Below are 22,769 nucleotides of genomic sequence, written 5' to 3' on the forward strand. Positions count from 1 at the left end.
AGTCGGGGGGCGGGCGCGGGATCAGGATCTTCATCGGGCGCGGGTTCAAGCCAGGGACCGGAGGGTGAGGGTGTCGTCGGGATCGTCCCACAAGAGGACCAACCGGTCTCCCCCCAAAGGCTGTCGGCGATCGCCGCCGGGGGCGCCCGCGCCCGCGACGGCCGCCGCCCTGCGCACCGCGCGCACGCGGGCGGGCAGGGCGAGCACGTCGAGTGCGCCGGGATCGGGCGGCTGCCCGTCCTCGCCGGGCGGCACCAGCAGATCGAGCAGGTCGCCCGCGGACCCGCCCGGGCCGGCGTACGCGAAGCCGACCACCCCCGGCTCCGCGCCCCGGCCGGAGCCGGCCCGCGGCGACCGGGTCCGGTCCGCGCCCGCGGGCGGGGACGCGGGGCCGGACACGGACGCCGACGCGGACCCCGACCCCGACCCGGACCCGGACGCGGGGCCGCGGTGCCAGAGAGCCACCGGGACACCGCCCTCCAGCACCGCCTCCACCACCGCCGAGGTCCGCGCCCCGGCCCGGGTGTGCGCCAGGACGCACGCGGGCGCCGGTCCCGCGCCCAGTTCCATGCCGAGCCCGTCGTCCGCGTCCGCGTCGGCCACCACACGGACCGCGTCCGGGTGCCGGCCGCCCTGGGACCACAACCAGCGCCATTTGCCCCGCCATTCGGCGCCGGTGTCCTCGCGTTCCTGCGGGCAGCGCACCACCACCTGGTAGAGCGCCCCCAGGGGCCGGGTCCGCCCGCCCGGGCCGCGCGGGACCGGCCACTGGTCGAAGTCGAGGGCCAGCAGCTCGTACGGCACGTGGAACTCGATCCGCTCCACCGCTCCGGACAGCCGCCCGGCCTCCGCGTCGGCGCCCAACGCCTTCCCGACCAATGCGAGTTGCCGTATGAGCGCGTCCCGCACCGCCTCCAGCCGGACCGGCGCCCCCTCCGATTCCCAGATGTGCTCGGTCGTCTCCCGCCGCAGCCACATCCGGGCACGGAACCCGTCCTCACCGCCCGGCGGCGTCTCCAGGCGCACGTGCAGGACCGTCTTGCGCGGCGGCGGGGGCGGGGGCGGCAGCGCGGGCAGGCCGAGGCGCTCGCGGGTGGCGCGCACCCAGTCGCGCACCCGGGCCGCCCACCGCTCGTCTCCCGCCGCCCCCTGTTCCCCGAGGAACCGTACGAAGGGCACCGCCAGCGGCATCCCGCCGGGCCCGCCGTGGCGCTCGTCGAGGTCCTGGGCCACCTCCAGCAGGGTGTCACCGGGCAGGCCGCCCCGCGCGGGGGCCGCGCAGCCGGCCGCCCGGAACGCCCACAGGTACGCCTCGTAGGCGCAGCGCGGCAGGTCGCGGTCCTCGAAGAGTTCGCCGAGCCCGTCCCAGGCGCTCTGGTCGAGGCGGTCCGCGCGCGGCGGCGCCGGCCCGGGCACTCCGTCAGCGGGGAAGTCGAGGAAGGAGGAGGCGTCCCAGTCCCGGTCCACGACGAACTGCGGGAGCTGCCAGCCTTCGCCGCGTTCGCGCAGGCCCAGGAAGGTGTGGTGGATGGAGCGGGCGGTGTCGGAGAGACCGGAGACGGCCTCGCGCACCGTGCGTTCGGCGAGTTCGGCGAGGAGTTCCTCGGTGAAGCGGCCGGCGCCGCGTTCTGCGTCGTTCTTCGCGGCCTCGCCCTCGCGGGAGGCGTACAGCCGGAACTGGCGCCGTCCGGGGACGGTGGCGCCGCCGCCGTAGTCGCTGGTCCCGAAGTTCCATCGGGCGTCGCGGGGCGCGTCGACCCGGCAGGCGTCCACCAAGGCGGCCTGGTAGCGGAAGAGTTCGTGCTTGACGAGGTTGGTGCGCCACCAGCGCAGCGCGGAGTCGAGGTTGAGGTGGCGGATCTGGCCGGGCCGGGCGTCCGCGGATGGCAGCATCAGTTCGCCGCGGCGCGGTTCCGTATAGCCGTGTCCGGCCCAGAAGACGAGCAGCAAGTCTCCTTCGCACGACGGTAGTTCCTCGAAGAGCACCGATTTCACGTTCGCCTCGGTCGCCGGGCGGTGCGTGCCGCGCAGGGCCGCCAGCCCGGCCGAACCGGACCAGTCGAGGGCCTCCGGGTCGTCGAGCGCGGACAGCAGCAGCCGCACGTGGGCCGGCGGCACCCCTCCGGGGCCGGTGAGCCAGCGGGCGAAGCGCAGGGCGTCGCGGGCCGGGCCGCGCAGGTTCCAGTGACGGCTGATCTCGTACCTCTCGACCCCGGCGACGAGCGCGAAGGTGCGCGGCCCCAGGTCGGGGGGCAGGAGGCCCAGGGGGTTCACCCGATCTCCGCTTCGGCCACCGCCCGTTCGATGCGTGCGTAGAGCGAGTCCTGTTTCCAGTAGGCGCTGTGACAGGCCGGGAAGGGCTGACGGCTGCCGATCTCCTGGTCGCTGACGCGCGGGTCGCCGGGGAAGACGGGCTCGGCGAGGTACGAGAGCACGTCCTGGCGGTCGTAGACGTTGAGCCAGCTCGGGAAGCCGTACGGGAGCTTGCTGCCCGGTACCACCCCGGCCAGCGCCCCGAGTTCGTAGAGGAAGGGCGCCTGCGAGCCGACGGTGACGAGCAGTTCGACCCCGGGCACCGGCTCGCCGCGGGCGGCCGCGAGGGCGAGGAGGTCCACCAGGGCGATGCCGCCGAGGCTGTGGCCGATGAGCACGGTCGGCCCCGGCTCGGCGGTGATCCGCTCACGCAGGAAGGCGCGCAGGTCGGCGCCCCGGGCCTGGTAGCGCAGGATGTCGCCGAGGGCGGGGGTGGCTCCGACGGTGAGGGAGCCGCGCCAGGCGTTGAGCAGCGGCTGGGTGGTGACGCGCATGGCGAGCCGGCCGAGGACGGCGGCGGCCCGGGCGCCGGGGACCCGGGCGTCGCCACCGAGGCGGGCGGTGATCAGCTCGACGAGGCGGTCGCGTTCGGTTCCGGTGCAGTCGGCCTCGGCTCCGGCCGAGGCGAGGGCGGCGGCGGTCACCGCGCGGGCCAGGACCTTGGCCAGCTCGCGGGCCTGGGGCTCACTGGTGGCCCGGCCACCGGCGCGGGCGGCCTCGGCGGAGCGGGAGACGCTCTCCAGTGCGGCGGGGAATCCGGCGGCGAGGCCGGTGCCGAGCAGCAGCGCGGCCTGTTCGCCGCTGCCCTGTTCGCCGCCGCCCCGGCCCCCGGGGACCTCGGCGAGCAGCTCCAGCACGCGCTCGCCCGCGGACCGCACTCCGGGCATGGCGAAGGGGTCACCCCCGTCGAAGTCACCGTCCAGGCCACCGTCGAAGTCAGCGCCCAAGGCGGCGCCGAGGTCGTCCCCGGGCCCGCCGTCGGATCCGGTGTCCCAGCCGGCTTCCGCCAGGACCCGCAGCTCGCAGAGCGGGTCGGCGACCAGCAGCCCCCACTCGGCGACCTCCTCCTCGTCGGCGCCGGGGGCCGCGCCGGGGGCGCCCAGTCCGGGCACCGACCGTCCCTGGGCGCTCAGAGTGGCCCCGTACCGCTCGCCCCAGAAGCAGGAGTCGACGACGGCGCCGGGGAACCGGGTGGTCAACCGGTCCCGGACCAGGGCGAAGAGCGTGTCGTGCCGCTCGCGCCGCACCCCCGTGCCGTGCACAAACAGAAATCGCATCGCGGCTCCGCCCCCTCGCACCGTCGTCCCCGCTCGGCACGATAGCGCCGCACGGCGGACGGGACCCCCGGAACGTGCGGTTCGGATGGCCATTGCAAGCACCCGGTGCGGCCCTGGCACGCGCCCCGGGCGCACCGGAGGTCCCCCTCCCCCACACCTATCAATCACCTGTCACATGTGAAATATTACTCCCGCTCCGGCAGCCCCCGACCGACCGGAACCTCCAGAAAGGTCAGCTACGTTGCGCAGACTCGCTGCGGTGGGAGCGGCGATATCACTCGCCCTCCTCGCCGCCCCCGCGCTAGCCGCCACCGCCTCCCCGGCCCCGCCCGCCCCGACGCCCGCCGGCCGGCAGCAAGCCGAGCAGCCGCAGGCCGCCGCCCCGCCGCCCGCGCCCCTGGAGCTCCAGCGCCAGGCCCTGCGCCGCCAGGCCCTCGAGGAGGTGGCCTCGGGCCGCCCCGGCGGGCTGCACGCCGAGGCCGACGGCACGCTGCCCCGGCAGGCCAAGGTCGGCAAGCGGTACGTCGAACTGGCCCAGGAGCGCAAGGACAAGGTCTTCGTGATCCTCGCCGAGTTCGGCGACCAGGTGGACAACACCACCGAGTTCGAGGGCAAGCCGCGCTTCGGCGGCACCCCGGGCCCGGCGCACAACACCATCGGCAAGCCGGCCGCGGACGACAACCACACCCTGTGGCGCAAGGACTTCGACCGGTCCTTCTACGAGAAGCAGTTCTTCTCCACCGATCCGCGGTCGGCGTCCCTGCGCGCCTACTACCGGCTTCAGTCATCCGGCCGGTACGACATGGACGGCACGGTGACGGACTGGGTCAAACTCCCCTGGAACGAAGCCCGTTACGGCACCGACAACTGCTCGGAGTCCGGCCAGTGCCGGACCAACTGGGACATGATCCGGGATGCCACGAACTCCTGGTACGCCTCCGAGCGCGCCAAGGGCCGTACGGCCGAACAGATCAAGGCACAGCTCGCCGAGTACGACGTGTGGGACCGCTACGACGCCGACCACGACGGCGACTTCGACGAACCGGACGGCTACCTCGACCACCTCGTCGTCGTCCACGCGGGCAAGGACGGCACCTGGGGCGGCGGCGCGCAGGGCAAGGACGCCGTGTGGGCGCACCGCTGGTTCGCCTACTGGAACCAGGCCGGCAGCGCGGGCCCGGCGGGCAACAAGGCGGGCGGCACCCCGGTCGGCGACACCGGCATCTGGGCCGGGGACTACCTGACCGGCGGCGAGAACAGCGGCGCGGGCCTCTTCGCGCACGAGTTCGGGCACGACCTGGGCCTGCCGGACCTGTACAGCTCCGACGGGGACAACAGCGTCAACTTCTGGTCGCTGATGTCCTCGGCGTCCTACCTGGGCAGGGGCCGCAACTCCACCGGCGAGTTCCCGGGCGACCTCGACCCCTGGAGCAAGCTGCAGCTGGGCTGGCTCCAGTACACGGAGGCCGACGCGGGCCGCACCACGCGCGCCACGCTCGGGGTGTCCGGCTACAACACCGAGGATCCGCAGGCGCTGTTGGTGCACCTGCCGCCGTCCTCGACCACGACCGACCTGGTCGACCCGTACGAGGGCGGCAGCCAGTGGTGGAGCGGTACGGGTGACTTCATGGACAACACCCTGTCGCGCACGGTCGACCTGTCGGGGGTCGCGGCCGGAACCCCGGCCCGGCTGGACGCCCGGGCCTGGTACGACATCGAGCAGGACTTCGACTACCTGACGGTGGAGGCCTCCACGGACGGCGGCACCGTCTGGACCGCACTGCCGGGCACGGTGGACGCCGCGCCCATCGGGGCGAAGGGAATCTCCGGCACCTCGGCCGGCTGGACCCAGCTCTCGGTGCCGCTGAACCAATTCAGTGGCACCTCGGTCCAGTTGAGGCTGCGGGTCACCTCCGACAGCAACACCCACGGCAAGGGAGTCACCTTCGACGACATCCGTGTCACGGCGGGTGACGACGGCCGGGTACTGCTGCGCGACGGGGCGGAGCAGGGCGCGAACGGCTGGACGGCGGTCAAGTGGTCGCGCACGGAAGGCCGTACGGGCAGCGAGCAGCACCCGCGCGCGTACTTCGTGGAGAACCGCCGCTACACCGGCTACGGGAGCCTGCTGCGGACGGGTCCGTACAACTTCGGCTTCACGGGCGACAAGGTGGAGTTCTACCCGTACCAGCAGGGCGTGCTGGTCTGGCTCTGGGACACGGCGTACAGCGACAACACCACCAAGGCGCACCCCGGCGGCGGCCTGTTGCTGCCCGTCGACTCCCGGCCGGATCCCCTGACGAACGCGGACGGCACGCTGCTGAACGCACGGGCGCAGACCTTCGACGCGCCCTTCTCGCTCGGGAAGAGCGACCGGATCGTCCTGCACAAGGCGGGCGCGGCGACCGTGATCCCGGCCCGGAGCGGCGTACCGGTCTTCGACGACCGACACGGGTCGTACTGGAACGCGGCGCTGCCGCAGCTCGGGGTCAAGGTGCCGGACACCGGGACCCGGATCACGGTGGTGAAGGAGGCCGCGGGCGGGGCCCTGACGACGGTGCAGCTCAGCCCGTCGAAGTGACCTGCCGGGGCTGAGCGGGGGGAGGGCGGCGGGGACCGCCGGTCAGTGGCGCACCAGACAGAACGGGTGCCCGGCCGGATCGGCGTAGACCCGCCAGCCCTCTCCCGCCCGGTCCCCGTCCAGCAGGGTGGCTCCGCGGGCCAGGACCTCCGCGTGCGCCGGGTCCAGGTCCGCGACGGCGAAGTCGAGGTGGATCTGCTGGGGCCGGGCCGGGTCCGGCCAACGGGGTGGCCGGTGGTCCTCGGCGTACTGGAACGCGAGGACCGCACCGGCGGGCAGGTGCAGGGTCGCCCAGGTGGCGTCGGTGGCCCAGCGCCGGTCGGGACGGTTGACCTCGCCGCCGGCCAGGCTCTGGTAGAACGCGGCCAGCGCCGCCGGGTCGGGGCAGTCCAGCACCACGCACTGCAGCTCGGCGATCATGCGATCGATCCTAGGCCGTCCGGTGGACCACGGGTCACATGACATACGCTGCCCGCGGGGGCGTGCTGTGATCCGCACGGCGGGCCGAGGGGGCGGGCGGTACGGGATCCGATGACACAGCGGGGAAACACCGGCCTGCCGCGAGTGCCTGACGGCGGGACCGCGCGGCCCCGTTCCGGCGGCGGTCGGGACGCGGCCCTGTCCGTACAGGAGTTCACGGCGGTCCGGGGCGTCGGGTTCGAGCCGGTCGGCCAGGTTCTCGGTGCGGCCGTCTTCGCCATCGGGGACACGGGCCTCGGGGGCTGCCCGGGCGCCTGGACGGCCACGGACGGCGTGAAGACCCCCTCCTCCGCCTGGACCGCCTCCGCCTCCCCGTTGCAGCGGACGCTGTACACGGGCCGCCGGCTGGCACTCTCCCGGGCGGTGGCGCAGTGCCGCGCGCTCGGTGGGGACGGGATCGTCGGGGTGGATCTGCGGGTCGAGGACTTCGGAGCGCGGACCACCGAGTACACGACGCCGACCGTGCAGTTCACGGTCCTCGGCACCGCGGTCCGGGCCCGCTCGCGCATCCGCCCGCGCGAGCCCTTCACCTCGCACCTGCGCGGGCAGGACTTCGCGCGGCTCGTGCACTCCGGATGGATTCCCACCGCACTGGCCTTCGGCATCGCGATCGACACCCGCCACGACGACTGGCGCGCCTCCCGCCGGACCCGCTGGGCCACCGGGAACCAGGAGGTCGACGGATACACGCAACTGGTCGGCCAAGTACGCCGCAAGGCCCGGGAGAACCTGGCCGACGACGCCGCCCGGCACGGCGGCGACGGGGTGGTGGTGGACGACATCGGACTCCGGATGCGCGAGAACGAGTGCCCGTCCTTCGGGAACGTGCGCGATCTCGTGGCGGAGGCGGCCTTCGTCGGCACCGCCGTCGCCCGGTTCGGCCGCTCCGAGCGGCCCGCCGGACACGGACCACTGACCATCATGCGACTGGAACGCGAGCACTGAGATGACCGAGGGAACGGGGCAGGGAGTGACGGGACAGGAGCTGTCGCAGGACGCGATGCGGCGACTGGCACAGCTGCGGCCGGGAGAGAAGGGCTCGCTCTTCACCTCGGACCTGTCCGTGAACGAGTTCCTCCTGGTGCGCGAGGTCGGCTTCCGCCCCCTCGGCCTGGTCCTGGGGGCCTCCGTCTACCACGTGGGCATCCAGATCGGCCGGTGGACGAAGAACCAGGAACTGGCGAAACTGTCGCAGGCCATGTACGAGGCGCGCGAGTTGGCGATGAGCCGGATGGAGGCCGAGGCGAGCGCGCTGGGGGCGGACGGGATCGTGGGGGTGCGCCTCGACATCGAGTTCAAGGACTTCGGATCGGACATCGCCGAGTTCATCGCCGTCGGCACTGCCGTCAAGGCGGACGGCGCCGACCCGGGTCCGGGCGGGACCTGGCTCAACAACAAGGCCAAGCCCTTCACTTCGAACCTGTCCGGCCAGGACTTCTGGAGCCTGATCCGCGCCGGGTACGCCCCGCTGGACATGGTCATGGGGTCGTGCGTCTACCACGTGGCGCACCAGCGCTTCACCCAGGCGCTGTCCACCACCGGCCGCAACGTCGAGATCGAGCCGTACACCCAGGCCCTCTACGAGGCGCGCGAGTTGGCGATGAGCCGGATGCGGGCCGAGGGGGCGGCCCTGGAGGCCGAGGGGATCGTGGCGGTCCAGTTGAAGCAGCACTCCCACGGCTGGGGTTCGCACACCACCGAGTTCTTCGCCATCGGGACCGCGGTGCGCCCGCTGCGCGACGACCACGTCATCGACCGGCCGACCATGGTGCTGGGCCTCGATGACTGAACTGCCGGAGGTCCCCGAGTCGCCCGAGACGGACGTCGCGCTGCTGGCCGCGGCGCTGCGCACGGACCAGGCGGGCCTGAGCCTGCACGTCGGAGTGCTGGCGTCGGACCTGGCGCAATCGCTGCCGCCCGGCGCCGTGCGGGTCGACCGCAGGCGTTCGGTCGCGGACCGCCTGGCCGGGCGCGAGGGCACGGTCACCGCACTGGACGTCGCACTCGGCGAGCGGCGGCTGTCGCTGCGGACGGACCGGGGCCGGGTGACCGCCGAGATCTGCCACGAGGTACGGGGCATCGTGCTCTCCCGCCGCCAGGTGGGCCTGGACGAGTGGATCGAGGCCCTGGCCGGGTCCCTGGCCGACGCGGCGGCCTCCAGCGCCCGGGCCCGCGAGGCCGTCGAGCGCTATCTGACCCGTCCCACCGGCGCGCCGTGGTGGGTCGGGTAGGCGGTGGCTGCCGGGGTGTCCGGGGGCCGTCGCTTGGACAGGACGCCGGCCATCGTGACGGGGTCGAGCAGGGTGCCCGGCGGCCGGGTCAGCGAGAGCACCCCGAAGAAGCGGGAGGCGATCGCCTGGTCGGTGTTGGCTCCGGCCATCACCCGGGACATGTAGCGCTGCAGGATCCGCGTGGCCCGGTCCGGCGCGGGTCCCTCCGTCACCGGATAGCGCATGTCCTCGCTGGTGGCGATCTGCCAGGGCACGGCGGCCGTCGCGAGGGTCCGGCGCTGGATCCGGCGGGAGGCCGCGGCGATCTCCTCCGGGGTCAGGGTGCGGATCTCCTTGGCCAGGGCTTCCGCGGCGAGCGCGGCGGCCGTCATCCCGTGCCCGTACACGGGATTGACCCGGCAGGCGGCGTCGCCGAGCACCAGGAACCCGGCCGGCCAGCGCTCCAGGCGCTCGTAGTGGCGCCATTCGTTCGCCGTGTTCCGGAAGACGGCGGGCGAGGACAGCGGGACCGCGCCCCGGATGGCGTCGTACAGGGCCGGACTGCGCAGGCTCCGGGCGAACGGGAGGAACTCCTCGTCCTTCGCGGACGGGGCGTGTTCGCCGTTGCCGACGAGGGTCACCAGCCAGCGGTCCCCCTCCAGCGGCACCAGCACACCGCCGCGCGGGAGTTCGGGACGGCCCTGGACGTACATGCCCTGCCAGCGCCGGCCCGGATCGTCCGGGGTCTCGAAGTAGCGGCTGGCGTACCCGAGATGGGGGTCGTAGCGGGTGACCGCGGGAACCGGATGGCCGAGCGACGCGAGCCAGGCGGGGGCCTTGGAGGAGCGTCCGGTCGCGTCGACGACGAGGCGTGCGTCCAGCCTTTCGCCGCCGCGCAGTTCCACGCCGGTCACGGTGCGGCCGTCCGGCCCGGCCACGAGTCCGGTGGCGGCCGCACCGGCCCGGATGCGGACGCGCGGGATGCGGAGCACTTCCGCCCGTACCGTCGTGTCGAGCAACTCCCGTCCGGCCAGCAGCACTCTGGACCCGGACACGGGCCCGAACCAGTCGGCCGGGCTGAGCCAGAGGAAGTCGCGCGGCGAGTCGAAGAGGCCGGCCCCCGCCGCCACCAGCTTGCCGGTGATGCCCGGCAGCATCAGCTCGATCAGCTCCGCGCCCCGGGACCACAGGACGTGCACGTGCCGGGACTGGGGTATTCCTGGCCTGAACGCCACTTCTCCCTGCGGCAGTTCGTCCCGCTCGATCAGGGTGACCCGGGAGAACCGCATCGCGAGCACGCGTGCGGCCAGCAGCCCGGCCATACCCGCGCCGAGGACCACGGCATGGTCCCCGGCGCGATGCTCGGCTCGGTCCCCCGCGTGTTCGGCAGGGTGCTGGGCGTGGTGCTGGGCGTGGTGCTCGGCGTGCGGTCCGGTGGTGGTGCGTAGGTGGTTGTCCGTTGCGTCGTCGTCCATGCCGCCGAGTGTGGACGCGGACGGGGCGGCCTGGTCAGGTCCCGGACGGGGCGCCCGGAGGCTCGACGGGGGCGGACGGGCTCATATCGGGGCGCGCCCCGGCCGGGACCCCCGGTGGGGACCCCGGCGGGACCCCCACCGGGGCCCCCACCGGGGCCTCCGCCGGGGCCTGTCCCGCATCAGGGGCAGAGGGCGGTCCAGGTGACCTTCACGTGCCCGCCGTCGTCCCCGCGGAACTCGCTGGTACGGGTCCCCGGCTGATCGGTGTACGGATCCCACGCCACCGTGCCCCGGGCGACCAGGTCGTCGGCCGAGGAGGCGTCGTAGTCCCAGAGGAAGACGCCGATCTCGAACGGCCCGGGCCCGTACGTCGCCCCCGAGCCGACGCGCTGGTAGAAGTACGGGTCGGGGTCGGTGCGGTTGCCCTGGTTGGGGAAGGTCGACGGGTCCGAGCCGGAGCGCGACCACACGGCGGTGCGCGCGCCGTCGCCGGTCCGGACCGCGATGTCCCCGTAGAGCGCGGGGCGGGTCGTACCGTCGTCGAAGTAGGTCAGCTCCGCCCGGTCCACGCGGACCCGGCAGGCGGGGACGCCCTGCGCCGGGGTGACGGTGTAGGTGACGGAGGCCTCGCCGCCGTCCACGCCGGCCATCCTGGCGGTGAACCGGCCGAAGCCGAGGGACGGGTCCCAGTGCACGCGGCCGGCGGCCATCACGTCGTCGTTGTTCCCGGCGCTGTAGTCGGCGTCGGTGAGGTAGGCGGTGACGGTCGCCCGGCCGCTGAACGACTGGCTCCGAGTGGTGTCGTCGAGCCCGAACCAGGGATCGTAGTCCGGGAAGGCGGTGGCGCCGGACCGGTCCCGGCGCCACAGGGAGCGGGCGGTCCCGTCGGTGGTCAGGGTGAGGCCGTCGTACAGCTCGGGCCCGTTCTCCCCGGTGGAGGTGAACCGCGCCGAGTCCACGGTGATCCGGAACGGCCCCGTCTTCAGCTCCACTTCGCTCACCGGGTCCTTGGAGAACTCGGCGACGATCTGCCGGCGGACCCAGTCGTTTCCGAGCAGTCCGTAGTGCGAGGGGCAGCCGCTGTCGCCCACCGGCAGGACGTGGTTGACGGCTCCCGCCAGCTCGGTGGAGCGCGGGGCGCGACCGTCGCCGGGCGGGATCTGCTGGTCGCAGGTGGAGCTGATGGTGGTGTAGCGGGTGGTGCCCGGGGTTTCGTCGCCCGCGTTGAGGGAGGTCAGGAACGGGCTGCCGGGGGTCATGTCCGCGAGCGAGGCCGCGTGGATGTCGCAGAAGGTGGCGAAGGGCCCGCAGGGCGCGGCGTCCCCCGCCCCGTGGTTGGGGCCGCCGAGGGAGACCCAGGCGCGGACCCGGGAACTCCCGCCGTCCTTGAGGTACTTGCGGGTGAGCAGCGAACCCATGCTGTGGGCGACCACGTCGACCGGGCGGCTGCCGAACCGTTCGGTGAGGAAGGCGCCGAAGCGGGCGGCGTTGGAGTCGTTGGTGGCGGCCCAGTCGTAGCCGAATTCGGCGAGGTCGCCGGCGAGCCACCCCTGGGCAAGGAGATGGTCCTCCAGCCCGTCGAGGGAGGCCGCGGTGTCCCCGAACCCGTGCACGAGGACGACCGGTGTACGCCGCTGCGCACGGACGGCGCTCTCCGCGGTGTCCGCGGCCCGCGCGGTCGGTGCGGTGAGCAGGGTGGCGACGAGGGCCGCGGCGAGCGTCGCGGCGAGGGCCGCGGCCAGGGCGAGGAGCATCGGGAACGACAGGGGCGCGGGCAGGGCGGATCTGCGCATGGCTCTCCCAGGGACGCGGCGTGACACGACGGGGCCGCCGCGGCCCGAAGCCGAAGCCCGCACGCGACAGCCCGAAGTGACTGGCGAGTAGCAAGCTAACCCCCGGGGATTCAGCGCGATAGAGCCGCGTACGAGACTCCGGTGAGCTTTTCGGAAGCGCGCCAGAGGCGTTCGCCGGACTTGTCGTCCAGGGTCCATTTCGCCCGCCCGGAACGGTGCGGCGCGCCGCGAATGCTGAACCGCGGCCCGATGAACTCGTCCGGCCGGACCCCGGGGGCGGTGGCCGCGTACAGGGTGGGCAGTGCGCCGGAGGCCGCGGACTGGGCGAGGACCCCGTTGCCGATGGTGACGCCGAGACCGTTGGCGGCGACCGCGAGCCGTGACGCGAGGGTGGCGCCCGCCTGCGGGGCCGCGGCGACGTGCAGGTTCGTGGAGGCGTAGCCGGGATGGGCGGAGGCCGCGACGATCCCGGATCCGGCGGTCGCGAGGCGCCGGGCGAGCTCGTGGGTGAAGAGCAGGTTCGCGGTCTTGGAACGGCCGTAGGCGATCCAACGCCGGTAGTTCCGCTCACCGTTCAGATCCTCGTGGTCCACGTCCCCGAAGAGGTGGAAGCCGCTGGAGAGGGTGACGATCCGGGCCCCGGGCGGGGCGTCGAGGAGCCGGGGCAGCAGAAGTCCGGTGAGGGCGAAGTGCCCGAGGTGGTTGACCCCGAACTGCGTCTCGAACCCGTCGGCGGTGCGGCCGTACGGCAGCGCCATCACGCCGGCGTTGTTGACGAGCAGATCCAGCGTCCCCTGCCGCCGTCGCCCGTACGCGTCCGCGAACTCCCTCACGGAGGCCAGATCGGCGAGGTCCAGGGCCATGAACTCCACGTCGGCGCCCGGCACTTCGCCCCGCAGCGCGACTTCGGCGGCGCGCCCCCGGGCCGCGCTCCGGCAGGCGAGCACCACCGAGGCGCCGTGGCGCGCGAGTTCCCTGGCGGCGGCGTAGCCGATCCCGCTGTTGCCTCCGGTGACGACGGCCGCGCGTCCGCTCTGGTCCGGTATCCCGGTGGCCTTCCAGCCCGCCATGGCAGCTCCTCCCTCCCGGCGGCCCCATGGCCCACCGGCCCCCGCACCCTACTCCCGGCGTCGAGGCCCCCCACCGCGCTGAACCGCCCGCGGGCTCAGAAGGGGTCGGCGTCGATCGCCACCCGGCCGGTGGAGACCGCGCAGACCTGCCAGCGGTCGTCGGCACGGTGGAGTTCCAGGACCACCGCGATCCGGCCGCCCGCCGGCGGGGTGAGGCCGACGTTGACCGACGCGTTGCCGCCGCTCTCCATGGAGGACACGATGTCGTGGCCGAAGGTCCCCGCGAGGCCGTGCAGGACGGCGGCCGGGTCGGCCGCACCGTCGGGGCAGCCGTCCGCCGCCCCGGGGGCCGGGCCGCCGCGGCCCACCGCGTCGAGGTACTCGTCCACCGCCCGGCGCAGGGGGCTCGGCGCGAGCGCGCCGGTGACCGTGAACACCACCGCGAGCACGAGCCCGGCCACCGAGCACCCACGTGGCCCACTCCCTCTCCCGGAGGCCGGGCCCGCCGAAGGGGACCCTCGCCTTCCACCTCGGGCCCGGCACCGAAACCGGCCGCCAACCATGAGACAAGGAAGGGGAGTTGTCCCTATCGTTGGTAGACCACCACGGGGGAGGCGGCAGGATGACGGCAGGCCGGGAATTACCAACTCTCTTTCAGTACGGGGAAGAGTGGACGAGCCGCTGGCTCAGCGCGTCCGCCCACCTGGACGAGGAGTTCGCCCGCGCGACGGCGGTCGAACTCACCGAGGACCGGATCACGGCGCTCGGCCCGTCGCTCGGCGTCGACCTCGTCGCGGTGGCCCGGCACAGCCGCCTCGCCGTGCGCCGCACGAACCTCCGCGACGGGCTGCTGGCCGTCCTGTTCGCCGCCGGGACGGGCTGCCTGGCCCTGCTGGTCCACGGGGCCCAGGACCGACGGTTCGAGGTGATCGGGCGGTCCCTGCTCGGCCTCGTCGGGATGTTCGCCGCCGCCTGGGTGCTGGTGCTGGTGGTCGAACGCCGAGCCCGGGTCATGGCGTTGAAGGTGATCGCACAGGGCGGCCCGCCGCCCGCGGAGCTCGCCCCGCCCCTCGACCCGGTCCTGGAAGAGCGACTGCGCGAACAGGAGCGGGCCAACGTGGCCCCGTACCACGAGGACGCCGAACGGACGAACCCCTTCGTCGGCAGCGGCGAACGCTTCCAGGAGCGGGTCTGGCACCCCATCGACATCAGCAAGCCCGCCGACGCCCCGGGCGGCGGGAAGCTCGACATCATCCCCTTCGACGTGCTCGACCTGCACGCCTTCGTGGAACGGGAGATGGGCAGTATCGCCGGACTGGAAGGACTGCGGGCCGCCCACCGGCTGTACGTGCGCGGCCCGATGACCCTGCACGCCGGCAAGGACCTGCTCCCCGACCGGCTGAGACCGCCCCGTGCCGTGATCCCCGAGGACATGGTGCAGGCCGGCCTGGCCCGGCCCGGACTGGGCATGCGCACGTACCTGTGCCTGGAGCGGGTCGGCAACAGCGGCCGCGTCATCGTCTGCATGCACCTGCGTGCTCGTCTTCAGCACCCCAGCCTGACCTGGGAGGTGGCCGGCTACATCGTTCCGCCACTGCGCGACAGCTTCATGCGCGTACGAACCCTGCGGCTCGACCCCTTCGGCCGCTGGTGGACCCTGTTCACCTACGCCACGGGCTCGTTCCTGCCCTTGCTGTGCAAGGTGCCCGCCCGTTTGCCGCGCCGGGCCTGGGTCAAGTTCCTGCGCCGGTGGAACCTGGGGTACGCGCGCTGGGTCATCGGCAAGCGCCACATCGAGTACGACTACGGCGCCACCGGAAGCATCCGGGCGGAGGCGGCCGAGGAACTGGAGCACATCGAGTTCTCCGACAGCACCGACGCGCTGGACTTCCTCCAGCGGCTCCAGCGGGGCGTGCTCGCGGCGACCGAACAGTTCCTCAAGGCCCACCACGTGGACACCCGTTCCTTCGACCAGGCGCAGCGGGTCATCACGCACCACAGCTACACCTTCCAGGGGCCCATCAACGGCCCCGGCATCTACGGAGACCACGGCACCTTCAACCTGCCCGGAGGCGCGCCTTCGCCTTCCCCGGAGCCGACCAGGCCCTGACCCCGCACACACGGCACGCGCAGAGGAGCCCCATGGGCACGTACCACTTCCACGGGAACATCGAGGGCCCCGGCGTGTACGGGGACCACGGCGTGATCAACATCGGCCGCCAGGAGGGCGAGCCCGAAGCCGCCCGGGCACTGCGGCTGGCGGCGGAACTCGCGCAGCGGCTGCGGACCGAAGGTGCCGCCCAGGAACGGATCGACGCGGCGGCGGACCTGACCGGCGAACTGGAACGGGCCGGGCAGGAGCAGAGACCGCCCGAGCCGGGGCGGGTCCGCCGCTGCCTCGAAACGGTCACCCTGGGCTTGGCTGCGGGCAGCGCGACCCTGGCCCTGGCTCAGGAACTGGGCCGTCTTCTCGGCGGCTGACGGCCCCGGCGGGGTGGGGCGGGTCCGGGGACCGGGTCGGCTCCGCGGAACTCCGGCCGGACACCGCGTGTGACGGGCCCGGCCGCCAGGGGCGCGGCGCGGGCCCAGTAGGCTGCGGGTCCACCCGCTTCCCGTACCCCGAGGTCCACCCAGTGAGCTCCGCACCGCCCCCCGTACCCGTGTCGGTCGTCGGCCTCGGCGCAGACGGCTGGGGCGGGCTGACCGAAGCCGGCCGCGCCGCACTGGCCGGGGCCGAGGTGCTGATCGGCGGGCCCCGGCAGCTGGACCTGCTCCCGCCCGGGGAGTGCGGCGGCGCCCGCGTGGCGTGGCCCAGCCCGCTGCGCCCGGCCGTGCCGAAGCTGATGGCGGAGCACTCGGGCCGCCGCATCGCGGTACTGGCCAGCGGCGACCCGATGTTCTACGGGATCGGCCGGGCCCTCTCCGAGGAGCTCGGTCCGGACGCCCTGCACGTCCTGCCGCACCCCTCCTCCGTGTCCTACGCCTGCGCCCGCCTCGGCTGGCCGGTGGAGGACACCGAGGTGGTCACCGTGGTCGGCCGACCCGTGGCCCGGCTCGCGGCCGCCCTGTACGAGGGCCGCCGGGTCCTGGTGCTGAGCGCCGGAGCACTGACCGCAAACGAGATCGCCGCTCTGCTTCGAGAGCGGGGCTTCGGCCCCAGCCGGATGCGCGTCCTGGAACAGCTCGGCTCCGAGCACGAGGACGCGTACGAGGGGCTCGCCCAGAGCTGGGAACACCCGCCCGGCGACCCCCTCAACGTGGTCGCCGTCGACTGCCGCCGCGACCCCGGCGCCGAAGCCCCCCGGCTCGGCTCGACCCCCGGCCTGCCCGACGCCGCCTACGAGCACGACGGCCAGCTCACCAAGCGCCACGTCCGCGCCGCCACCCTGTGCGCCCTCGCCCCCGCCCCCGGCGAGCTGCTGTGGGACATCGGCGGCGGCTCCGGCTCCATCGGCATCGAGTGGATGCGCACGCACCCCTCCTGCCGGGCGGTGACCGTGGAGCGGGTGACGGAGCGGGCCGCGCGGATCACCCGTAACGCGGCCGCGCTCGGCGTGCCCGCCCTGCGCGTGGTCACCGGCTCCGCGCCCGCCGCGCTCGCCGGGCTGCCCGCCCCCGACGCCGTGTTCATCGGCGGCGGCCTGACCGCACCGGGCCTGCTCGACGCGGCCTGGGAGGCGCTGGCCCCCGGCGGCCGGCTCGTGGTCAACACCGTCACCCTGGAGTCGGAGGCGGTGCTGACCGACCGCTACCGCCGCCACGGAGGCGAGCTGGTCAAACTGGCCGTCGCGCACGCCGTACCGGTCGGCGGTTTCACCGGCTGGCGCCAGGCGATGCCCGTCACCCAGTGGACGGTCACCAAGCCGTACCCGCCCCACCCGCACTCCCAGCCCGACCTGCCCGACCCCGAAATGGTGGATCAGACGATATGACCGTGTACTTCATCGGTGCGGGCCCCGGCGCCGCCGACCTGATCACGGTGCGCGGCGCCCGGACGCTGGCCGCCGCCCCCGTCTGCCTGTACGCGGGCAGCCTGGTCCCGCGCGAACTGCTCGCCGAATGCCCGCCGGACGCCCGCCTGATCGACACGGCGCAGCTGAACCTGGACGAGATCATCGCCGAGTGCGTACGCGCGCACGCGGCGGGCCAGGACGTGGCCCGGCTCCACTCCGGCGACCCGTCCGTCTTCAGCGCCGTCGCGGAGCAGATGCGGCGCCTCGACGCGGCCGGCATCCCCTACGAGGTCGTCCCCGGCGTCCCCGCCTTCGCCGCGGCGGCCGCCGCGCTGAAGCGGGAGCTGACCGTCCCCACCGTCGGCCAGACCGTGATCCTGACCCGGATCTCCCAGCAGGCCACGCCGATGCCGCCCGGCGAGGACCTCGCCACGCTGGGCCGCAGCGGAGCGCTCCTCGTCCTCCACCTGGCCACCCGCTACGTGGACCGGGTCGTGGAGGAACTCCTGCCGCACTACGGAGCCGAGTGCCCGGCAGCGGTGGTCGCGATGGCCAGCCGCCCCGACGAGCTGATCCTGCGCGGAACGCTGGCCGACATCGCCGCCCAGGTGAAGGAGGCCGGGCTGGTCCGCACGGCCGTCATCCTGGTGGGCCGCACCCTGGGCGCCGAGCAGTTCCGCGACAGCCACCTGTACTCCGCCGAGCGCGACCGGCATGCCTGCTGATCCGGCCGGTCCGGGTCCGCACGTCCTGATCCTCGGCGGCACCACGGAGGCCCGCCGCCTGGCGGAGGCGCTGGCCGCCGCCCCGGACTCCCCCCGGGTGACCACCTCGCTGGCCGGCCGGGTCGCCGCCCCGGTGCTCCCGCCCGGCGAGACCCGGATCGGCGGCTTCGGCGGTGCCGACGGGCTGGCGGCCTGGATCACCGCGCACGGGGTCACGCACCTGGTCGACGCCACGCACCCCTTCGCGGAGCGGATGAGCTTCAACGCGGCCGGGGCGGCGGCCCGTTCGGGCGTCCCCCTGCTGGCCCTGCGCCGTCCCGGCTGGTCCCCGGGCCCCGGGGACGACTGGCACTTCGCGGACTCCCTCGCCCAGGCGGCCGCCCTTCTCCCCGCCCTGGGATCCCGCGCCTTCCTGACCACCGGCCGCATGGGCCTGAACACCTTCGCGCACCTCACCGAGCCCTGGTTCCTGGTGCGTTCGGTGGATCCCCCGGCGGGTCCGGTGCCGCCGCGCCTCGAAGTCCTGCTGGCCCGGGGCCCGTTCACTCTCGCCGACGAGCGGGACCTCCTCGCCCGCCACCGAATCGACCTCCTGGTCACCAAGGACAGCGGCGGCTCGGCCACCGCCCCCAAACTCGCGGCGGCCCGCGAGGCGGGTGTCCCGGTCCTGGTGGTCCGTCGCCCGCCGGTGCCGGAGGGTGTCGCGCAGACCCCGTCGGTCGACGGAGTACTGGACTGGCTGTCCGCCTGACCGGCCCGCTGCGCGGGGCGGAGTTCCCCTACCCGCCCTTCGCCCGTTCCCCGGGCTGCGCCCGGACCACTCCTGGGGCTCCGCCCCAGACCCCGCGCCTCAAACGCCGGCGAGGCTGGAATTGCCCCGCGGGCAATCCAGCCCGCACCGGCCAACTCCAGCCCGCACCGGCCACCTCCAGCCCCTCCGGCGTTTGAGGAGCGGGGGTCCGGGGGCCGGCCCCCGGGAACGGCGCCGCACCAGGCAACGGGTCCGGGCAACGCCCGGGGAACGGTGGAAGGGCGGGTAGGGGACCCAGCCCCGCAGGGCCAACCAACCCGCACCCGCCCCGGGCCCCGGCCCCTAACCGGGCCCGGGCCCGGGGAGGCGGGCCGCCCCGGTCAACCGACCGGGATCACCCGTACCGGCGCGGGGTCCAGGTCACCCGCGACCCGTCGGGCCGCTCGGAAACCCGGGTCTGCGAGGAGCCGATCAACAAAATCGTCCGCATGTCCACCTCGGACGGCTCCAGTTCGGCCAGCGTGACGATCCGGACCGACTGCTCCGGCCCGCCCACGTCACGCGCGACGACCACCGGGGTCTGCGGCGCGCGCAGCTCCAGCAGCAGTTCGCGAGCGCGGGCCACCTGCCAATTCCGGCTGCGCGAGCCCGGGTTGTACAGGGCCAGGACGAGATCGGCCGCGGCGGCCGCGCGCAGCCGCTCCGCGATGACCTCCCAGGGCTTGAGCCGGTCGGAGAGGGAGATCGTGGCGTAGTCGTGGCCGAGCGGCGCACCGGCCAGGGCCGCCGCCGCGTTGGCGGCCGTCACCCCGGGCAGCACCCGTACGGGCACGTCCTTGTACTCGGGCTGCCCCGCGACCTCCAGGACGGCGGTGGCCATGGCGAAGACCCCGGGGTCGCCGCCGGAGACCACGGCGACCCGCTTGCCGCGCCGGGCGAGGTCGAGCGCGAACTCGGCGCGCTCCGACTCGACCTTGTTGTCCGAGCCGTGCCGGATCTGGCCCGGCTTGGCCGGGACCCGGTCCAGGTAGGTCGTGTACCCGACCAGCACCTCGGCGTCGGCCAGCACCCGCCGCGTCTCGGCGGTCAGCCACAGCGGCCCGGCCGGGCCGGTGCCGACGACGGCGACCTCGCCGGGGCCGGACGGCACGCTGCCCGGGTTCCCGATCCGGCTGGGCACCACGGCGACGGCGAAGTAGGGGACGGAGTCGGGGTCGGTGTCCGCCAGGACGCCCGTCCGCTCCCCCGCCATCGTGGCGCGCTCCACGTAGCGCGCCTCGGCGAGCCGGCCGCTGTTCTCCATGGCCCGCCGGATGGCGGGGAAGGTGCGGCCGAGCTTCATGACGACCGCCGAGTCGGTGGCGGCGAGACGGGCCGTGAGCTCCTCCTCGGAGAGGGTGCCGGGCAGGATCGTCAGCACCTCCTCGCCCTCCACGAGCGGGGTGCCGAGCCGGGCGGCGGCGGCGCTCACCGAGGTCACCCCGGGGATCACCTCGGTCTCGTACCGGTCGGAGAGCCGCTTGTGCATGTGCATGTACGAGCTGTAGAAGAGCGGGTCGCCCTCCGCGAGCACGGCGACGGTGCGGCCGGCGTCCAGGTGGCCGGCGAGCCGGGCGGCGGAGGCCTCGTAGAACTCCTCCATCGCCCCCTGGTAGCCGCCGGGGTGGTCGGTGGTCTCGGTGGTGACCGGGTAGACCAGCGGCTCCTCGATGTGGTCCGCGCGCAGGTGCTTCGCGGCGATGGAGCGGGCGATCGAGCGGCCGTGGCGGGCGGAGTGGTACGCGACCACGTCGGCCTCCGCGATCACCTCGACGGCGCGCAGCGTCATCAGCGAGGGGTCGCCGGGCCCGAGCCCGACCCCGTAGAGCCGTCCGGTGCTCATTCGGCCACGCTCGCGATGGCGTTGACGGCGGCCGCGGCCATGGCGCTGCCGCCGCGGCGGCCACGGACGATCAAGTGGTCGAGTGCGGAGGGGTGTTCGGCGAGGGCGTCCTTGGACTCGGCGGCGCCGATGAACCCGACGGGGACCCCGATGACCGCGGCGGGGCGCGGGGCACCCTCCTCGATCATCTCCAGGAGCCGGAAGAGCGCGGTCGGCGCGTTCCCGACGGCGATCACCGAACCCTCCAACAGGCCCCGGTCCCGCCAGACTTCGAGGGCGGCGGCGCTGCGCGTCGTGCCCATCTTCGCGGCGAGCTCCGGCACGGCCGGGTCGGAGAGGGTGCAGATCACCTGGTTGTCGGCGGGCAGCCGCTTGCGGGTGACCCCGCTGGCGACCATCTGCACGTCGCACAGGATCGGCGCACCGGCCTCCAGGGCGGCGCGCGCCCTCAGCACGACCTCGGGCGAGTAGCCCAGGTCCCGGGTCAGGTCGGTCATCCCGCAGGCGTGAATCATGCGCACCGCGACCTGGGCGACCGAGGCGGGCAGCCCGGAAAGGTCCGCCTCGGCGCGGATCGTGGCAAAGGACTGGCGGTAGATCTCGGCGCCGTCCTTCTCGTACTCGAACACGGTGTACTCGCTCATTTCTTCACTGCGTCTTCGGACACTCGGGGTTGGCTGCGCGCGTCGGCGACGGCCTGGGCAAGTTCGTGGGACGGCACCGGGCGGCCGTCGAGCCGGTACCCGTCGGGGGTGGCGACGAGGTCGACCCAGGCGGTGCCGCGCGGGTGCCCGCAGCGGCGCTCGCACCCGGACCAGTGGACGGGCGCGACGGCGGTCCCGGCCTGCGCCTCGCCTTCCGCACCGCCCGCGTCCACGACGGCCCGCGCGTCGGCGCGCACGTCGGACAGCGCCTTGGCGCAACCCGGCCGCCCCGTACAGGCGGTGACGGACTCCCAGGGGCCGTCGGGTGCGACGGACAGGCCCGCGGCCACGAGCCGCGCGTAGCCGTCGACCGGCCGCCGGGTGCTCGCGCCGGGCAGGACGATGCTCCGCCACGGGGTGACCCGCAGCTCACCGTCGCCCTCCCCGCCGGCCTCCCCGCCGCCTTCTCCGCCGGCCGCGACGTCCACCAGCACCCGCCACTGGTCGGCGGTGAGCCGGCCGAGCGGGGGCAGGACGCACAGCGCCGTCTGGTCACCGGTGCCGGGGCCCCAGGGCCTGGGCGGCGGCGCGTAGGGCCAGGCCACCTCGGGAAGGACGTCGGCCGCGATACCGGCCGACCCGAGCCGCAGCGCGAACTCCCCTTCCTCCAGGGCGTGCGCGGCGGGCAGTTCGGACACCCGCCAGGCCCGGGTGCCGGCGGCGTCGGCGGAGTCGAGGAAGTACTCGGCCGCGAGCAGGGCCGCCCGCGGCGCGTCGGCGGCGTCCACCTCCACGGCGCCCCGGGCGGCGCCGAGCCGGACCAGCACCCGGCCCCGCGGTCCGCCGAGCAGGGTGACATCGGGGTCGAGCGCGGCGACGTCTCCGCGCCCGTCGTCGATGGCGAACAGGAACCGCCCGGACAGGGCCGTCGCACGGGTGCTCGTGCACAGCAGCCGGTCCAACTCCGCGACCCAGGAGGTCACATGGGGTCGCCCGGAGCTCCCGATCCCGGACAGCGGGGTCGCCACGACGTTCCGTACCCGCTCGTGACCGGGGGCGGGCAGCAACCCGGCCCCGTCCAGCAGCTCCGCCAGCCCCGTACCGCATCCTTCGGCGAGCCCGCGCAGCTGCACGTTCCCGCGCGAGGTGAGCTCCAGGTGCCCGTCCCCGAAGCGGTCGGCGGCCAGCGCCAGCACCGAGGCCTGCCGGCCGGTCAGCAGACCCCCCGGGATCCGGACCCGCGCCAGGTACCCGTCGTCGGCGGCGTGCAGGCGCAGCGCGCCGGGGCAGGCGTCGCCGCGATCCCGTATGACGGGTTCGTCCCGCGCGGTGGCGGAGGGGGGCGTGGGCATGGCGGCGAGCATACCCACGATTCTGCGCCCGCCCCCTGTGTCGATCACCACCCCGAACCGGCCACTCCCGCCGACACCCGACACCACCGGCGCCGGCCGCACCGGCCTGCCGAAACCGGGCCCATGGACGCCCGCCCCACCCGCACCCGCCGCCTCCCGCCCCACCTGCCCGCCGAAACCAGGCACACCGGCACCCTCCGCCCCCGCCTCACCGGCGCCGGAGGAATCCAGCCCCGCCGGCGTTTGAGGCCCGGGGCCCGGGG

General features: G+C 74.4%; 19 protein-coding genes. 9 read left to right on the forward strand and 10 right to left on the reverse strand.

Features of this window, described 5'->3' with window-relative positions:
* Positions 1 to 45: 45 nt before the first annotated feature.
* Both OG730_RS09125 and OG730_RS09130 read right to left on the reverse strand, forming a co-directional pair.
* Positions 46 to 2,274 (reverse strand): VMAP-C domain-containing protein, encoded by a 2,229-nt coding sequence (locus OG730_RS09125; RefSeq protein ID WP_327303759.1) that lies wholly within the window; start codon positions 2,272 to 2,274, stop codon positions 46 to 48.
* Positions 2,271 to 3,590 (reverse strand): hypothetical protein, encoded by a 1,320-nt coding sequence (locus OG730_RS09130; RefSeq protein WP_327303760.1) that lies wholly within the window; start codon positions 3,588 to 3,590, stop codon positions 2,271 to 2,273. Before OG730_RS09130 ends, OG730_RS09125 begins: the two co-directional genes overlap by 4 nt.
* A 259-nt stretch (positions 3,591 to 3,849) precedes the next feature.
* Between OG730_RS09130 and OG730_RS09135 the strand changes: the two genes are divergently transcribed.
* A complete protein-coding gene (locus OG730_RS09135) occupies positions 3,850 to 6,171 on the forward strand; it encodes an immune inhibitor A domain-containing protein (RefSeq protein ID WP_327303761.1) in 2,322 nt (773 codons plus the stop codon).
* 42 nt (positions 6,172 to 6,213) lie between these two features.
* Here the strand turns inward: OG730_RS09135 and OG730_RS09140 are convergent, their stop codons facing one another.
* Positions 6,214 to 6,591: a VOC family protein gene (locus tag OG730_RS09140; protein ID WP_327303762.1), complete on the reverse strand. Its 378-nt coding sequence runs from the start codon at positions 6,589 to 6,591 to the stop codon at positions 6,214 to 6,216.
* A 111-nt stretch (positions 6,592 to 6,702) separates the two neighbouring features.
* Between OG730_RS09140 and OG730_RS09145 the strand changes: the two genes are divergently transcribed.
* Genes OG730_RS09145 through OG730_RS09155 form a run of 3 tightly spaced genes read left to right on the forward strand, consistent with a single transcriptional unit; the run spans position 6,703 to position 8,882 of the window.
* Entirely contained in the window at positions 6,703 to 7,596 is an 894-nt protein-coding gene (locus tag OG730_RS09145; protein WP_327303763.1) for a heavy metal-binding domain-containing protein, read from the forward strand.
* Position 7,597: 1 nt separating this feature from the next.
* Positions 7,598 to 8,440, forward strand: a complete 843-nt coding sequence (locus tag OG730_RS09150; protein ID WP_327303764.1) for a heavy metal-binding domain-containing protein — start codon at positions 7,598 to 7,600, stop codon at positions 8,438 to 8,440.
* A complete protein-coding gene (locus OG730_RS09155; protein WP_327303765.1) occupies positions 8,433 to 8,882 on the forward strand; it encodes a hypothetical protein in 450 nt (149 codons plus the stop codon). Before OG730_RS09150 ends, OG730_RS09155 begins: the two co-directional genes overlap by 8 nt.
* On the opposite strand, the gene OG730_RS09160 is transcribed toward OG730_RS09155, so the two are convergent.
* The 4 genes from OG730_RS09160 to OG730_RS09175 form a co-directional block, all read right to left on the reverse strand.
* Positions 8,840 to 10,336: an FAD-dependent oxidoreductase gene (locus tag OG730_RS09160; protein ID WP_327303766.1), complete on the reverse strand. Its 1,497-nt coding sequence runs from the start codon at positions 10,334 to 10,336 to the stop codon at positions 8,840 to 8,842. The two genes, OG730_RS09155 and OG730_RS09160, sit on opposite strands and share 43 nt — an antisense overlap.
* 179 nt (positions 10,337 to 10,515) lie before the next feature.
* Positions 10,516 to 12,129: an esterase/lipase family protein gene (locus OG730_RS09165; RefSeq protein WP_327303767.1), complete on the reverse strand. Its 1,614-nt coding sequence runs from the start codon at positions 12,127 to 12,129 to the stop codon at positions 10,516 to 10,518.
* 110 nt (positions 12,130 to 12,239) lie between these two features.
* Positions 12,240 to 13,199 carry an oxidoreductase gene (locus OG730_RS09170; RefSeq protein WP_327303768.1) on the reverse strand — a complete coding sequence of 320 codons (960 nt, stop codon included), beginning with the start codon at positions 13,197 to 13,199 and terminating at the stop codon, positions 12,240 to 12,242.
* 95 nt (positions 13,200 to 13,294) lie between these two features.
* Positions 13,295 to 13,660: a hypothetical protein gene (locus tag OG730_RS09175; RefSeq protein WP_327303769.1), complete on the reverse strand. Its 366-nt coding sequence runs from the start codon at positions 13,658 to 13,660 to the stop codon at positions 13,295 to 13,297.
* A 161-nt stretch (positions 13,661 to 13,821) separates the two neighbouring features.
* On the opposite strand from OG730_RS09175, the gene OG730_RS09180 reads away from it, so the two are divergent.
* The 5 genes from OG730_RS09180 to OG730_RS09200 all read left to right on the forward strand — a co-directional run bounded on the left by OG730_RS09180 (position 13,822) and on the right by OG730_RS09200 (position 18,628).
* Positions 13,822 to 15,309 (forward strand): AbeC-like domain-containing protein, encoded by a 1,488-nt coding sequence (locus tag OG730_RS09180; RefSeq protein WP_327303770.1) that lies wholly within the window; start codon positions 13,822 to 13,824, stop codon positions 15,307 to 15,309.
* A 32-nt stretch (positions 15,310 to 15,341) separates the two neighbouring features.
* The gene (locus tag OG730_RS09185) at positions 15,342 to 15,680 is read left to right on the forward strand and encodes a hypothetical protein (RefSeq protein WP_327303771.1); all 339 of its coding nucleotides are present in this window, start codon (positions 15,342 to 15,344) and stop codon (positions 15,678 to 15,680) included.
* A 152-nt stretch (positions 15,681 to 15,832) separates the two neighbouring features.
* Entirely contained in the window at positions 15,833 to 17,131 is a 1,299-nt protein-coding gene (gene cbiE, locus OG730_RS09190; RefSeq protein WP_327303772.1) for a precorrin-6y C5,15-methyltransferase (decarboxylating) subunit CbiE, read from the forward strand.
* Positions 17,128 to 17,877, forward strand: coding sequence for a precorrin-4 C(11)-methyltransferase (cobM, locus tag OG730_RS09195; protein WP_327303773.1), 750 nt, complete (start codon positions 17,128 to 17,130; stop codon positions 17,875 to 17,877). The genes cbiE and cobM overlap by 4 nt, the downstream gene beginning before the upstream one ends.
* Positions 17,867 to 18,628: a cobalt-precorrin-6A reductase gene (locus OG730_RS09200; RefSeq protein WP_327303774.1), complete on the forward strand. Its 762-nt coding sequence runs from the start codon at positions 17,867 to 17,869 to the stop codon at positions 18,626 to 18,628. Before cobM ends, OG730_RS09200 begins: the two co-directional genes overlap by 11 nt.
* Before the next feature lie 394 nt (positions 18,629 to 19,022).
* On the opposite strand, the gene OG730_RS09205 is transcribed toward OG730_RS09200, so the two are convergent.
* The 3 genes from OG730_RS09205 to OG730_RS09215 are packed head-to-tail and all read right to left on the reverse strand — an operon-like array spanning position 19,023 to position 22,506.
* Positions 19,023 to 20,510 (reverse strand): precorrin-2 C(20)-methyltransferase, encoded by a 1,488-nt coding sequence (locus OG730_RS09205; RefSeq protein WP_327303775.1) that lies wholly within the window; start codon positions 20,508 to 20,510, stop codon positions 19,023 to 19,025.
* Complete coding sequence (locus OG730_RS09210; protein WP_243338785.1) at positions 20,507 to 21,154, reverse strand: precorrin-8X methylmutase; 648 nt, start codon at positions 21,152 to 21,154, stop codon at positions 20,507 to 20,509. The genes OG730_RS09205 and OG730_RS09210 overlap by 4 nt, the downstream gene beginning before the upstream one ends.
* The gene (locus tag OG730_RS09215) at positions 21,151 to 22,506 is read right to left on the reverse strand and encodes a ferredoxin-like domain-containing protein (RefSeq protein ID WP_327303776.1); all 1,356 of its coding nucleotides are present in this window, start codon (positions 22,504 to 22,506) and stop codon (positions 21,151 to 21,153) included. The genes OG730_RS09210 and OG730_RS09215 overlap by 4 nt, the downstream gene beginning before the upstream one ends.
* Between the last annotated feature and the right edge of the window lie 263 nt (positions 22,507 to 22,769).

Source organism: Streptomyces sp. NBC_01298 (assembly GCF_035978755.1).
Classification (GTDB): Bacteria; Actinomycetota; Actinomycetes; order Streptomycetales; family Streptomycetaceae; genus Streptomyces.

Bases quoted from the DNA above. Each gene is read 5' to 3' on its own strand.
- OG730_RS09130 (WP_327303760.1), bottom strand. From the start codon at position 3,590: ATGCGATTTCTGTTTGTGCACGGCACGGGGGTGCGGCGCGAGCGGCAC.
- OG730_RS09140 (WP_327303762.1), bottom strand. From the start codon at position 6,591: ATGATCGCCGAGCTGCAGTGCGTGGTGCTGGACTGCCCCGACCCGGCG.
- OG730_RS09145 (WP_327303763.1), top strand. From the start codon at position 6,703: ATGACACAGCGGGGAAACACCGGCCTGCCGCGAGTGCCTGACGGCGGG.
- OG730_RS09150 (WP_327303764.1), top strand. From the start codon at position 7,598: ATGACCGAGGGAACGGGGCAGGGAGTGACGGGACAGGAGCTGTCGCAG.
- OG730_RS09155 (WP_327303765.1), top strand. From the start codon at position 8,433: ATGACTGAACTGCCGGAGGTCCCCGAGTCGCCCGAGACGGACGTCGCG.
- OG730_RS09160 (WP_327303766.1), bottom strand. From the start codon at position 10,336: ATGGACGACGACGCAACGGACAACCACCTACGCACCACCACCGGACCG.
- OG730_RS09165 (WP_327303767.1), bottom strand. From the start codon at position 12,129: ATGCGCAGATCCGCCCTGCCCGCGCCCCTGTCGTTCCCGATGCTCCTC.
- OG730_RS09170 (WP_327303768.1), bottom strand. From the start codon at position 13,199: ATGGCGGGCTGGAAGGCCACCGGGATACCGGACCAGAGCGGACGCGCG.
- OG730_RS09180 (WP_327303770.1), top strand. From the start codon at position 13,822: ATGACGGCAGGCCGGGAATTACCAACTCTCTTTCAGTACGGGGAAGAG.
- OG730_RS09185 (WP_327303771.1), top strand. From the start codon at position 15,342: ATGGGCACGTACCACTTCCACGGGAACATCGAGGGCCCCGGCGTGTAC.
- cobM (WP_327303773.1), top strand. From the start codon at position 17,128: ATGACCGTGTACTTCATCGGTGCGGGCCCCGGCGCCGCCGACCTGATC.
- OG730_RS09200 (WP_327303774.1), top strand. From the start codon at position 17,867: ATGCCTGCTGATCCGGCCGGTCCGGGTCCGCACGTCCTGATCCTCGGC.
- OG730_RS09205 (WP_327303775.1), bottom strand. From the start codon at position 20,510: ATGAGCACCGGACGGCTCTACGGGGTCGGGCTCGGGCCCGGCGACCCC.
- OG730_RS09210 (WP_243338785.1), bottom strand. From the start codon at position 21,154: ATGAGCGAGTACACCGTGTTCGAGTACGAGAAGGACGGCGCCGAGATC.
- OG730_RS09215 (WP_327303776.1), bottom strand. From the start codon at position 22,506: ATGCCCACGCCCCCCTCCGCCACCGCGCGGGACGAACCCGTCATACGG.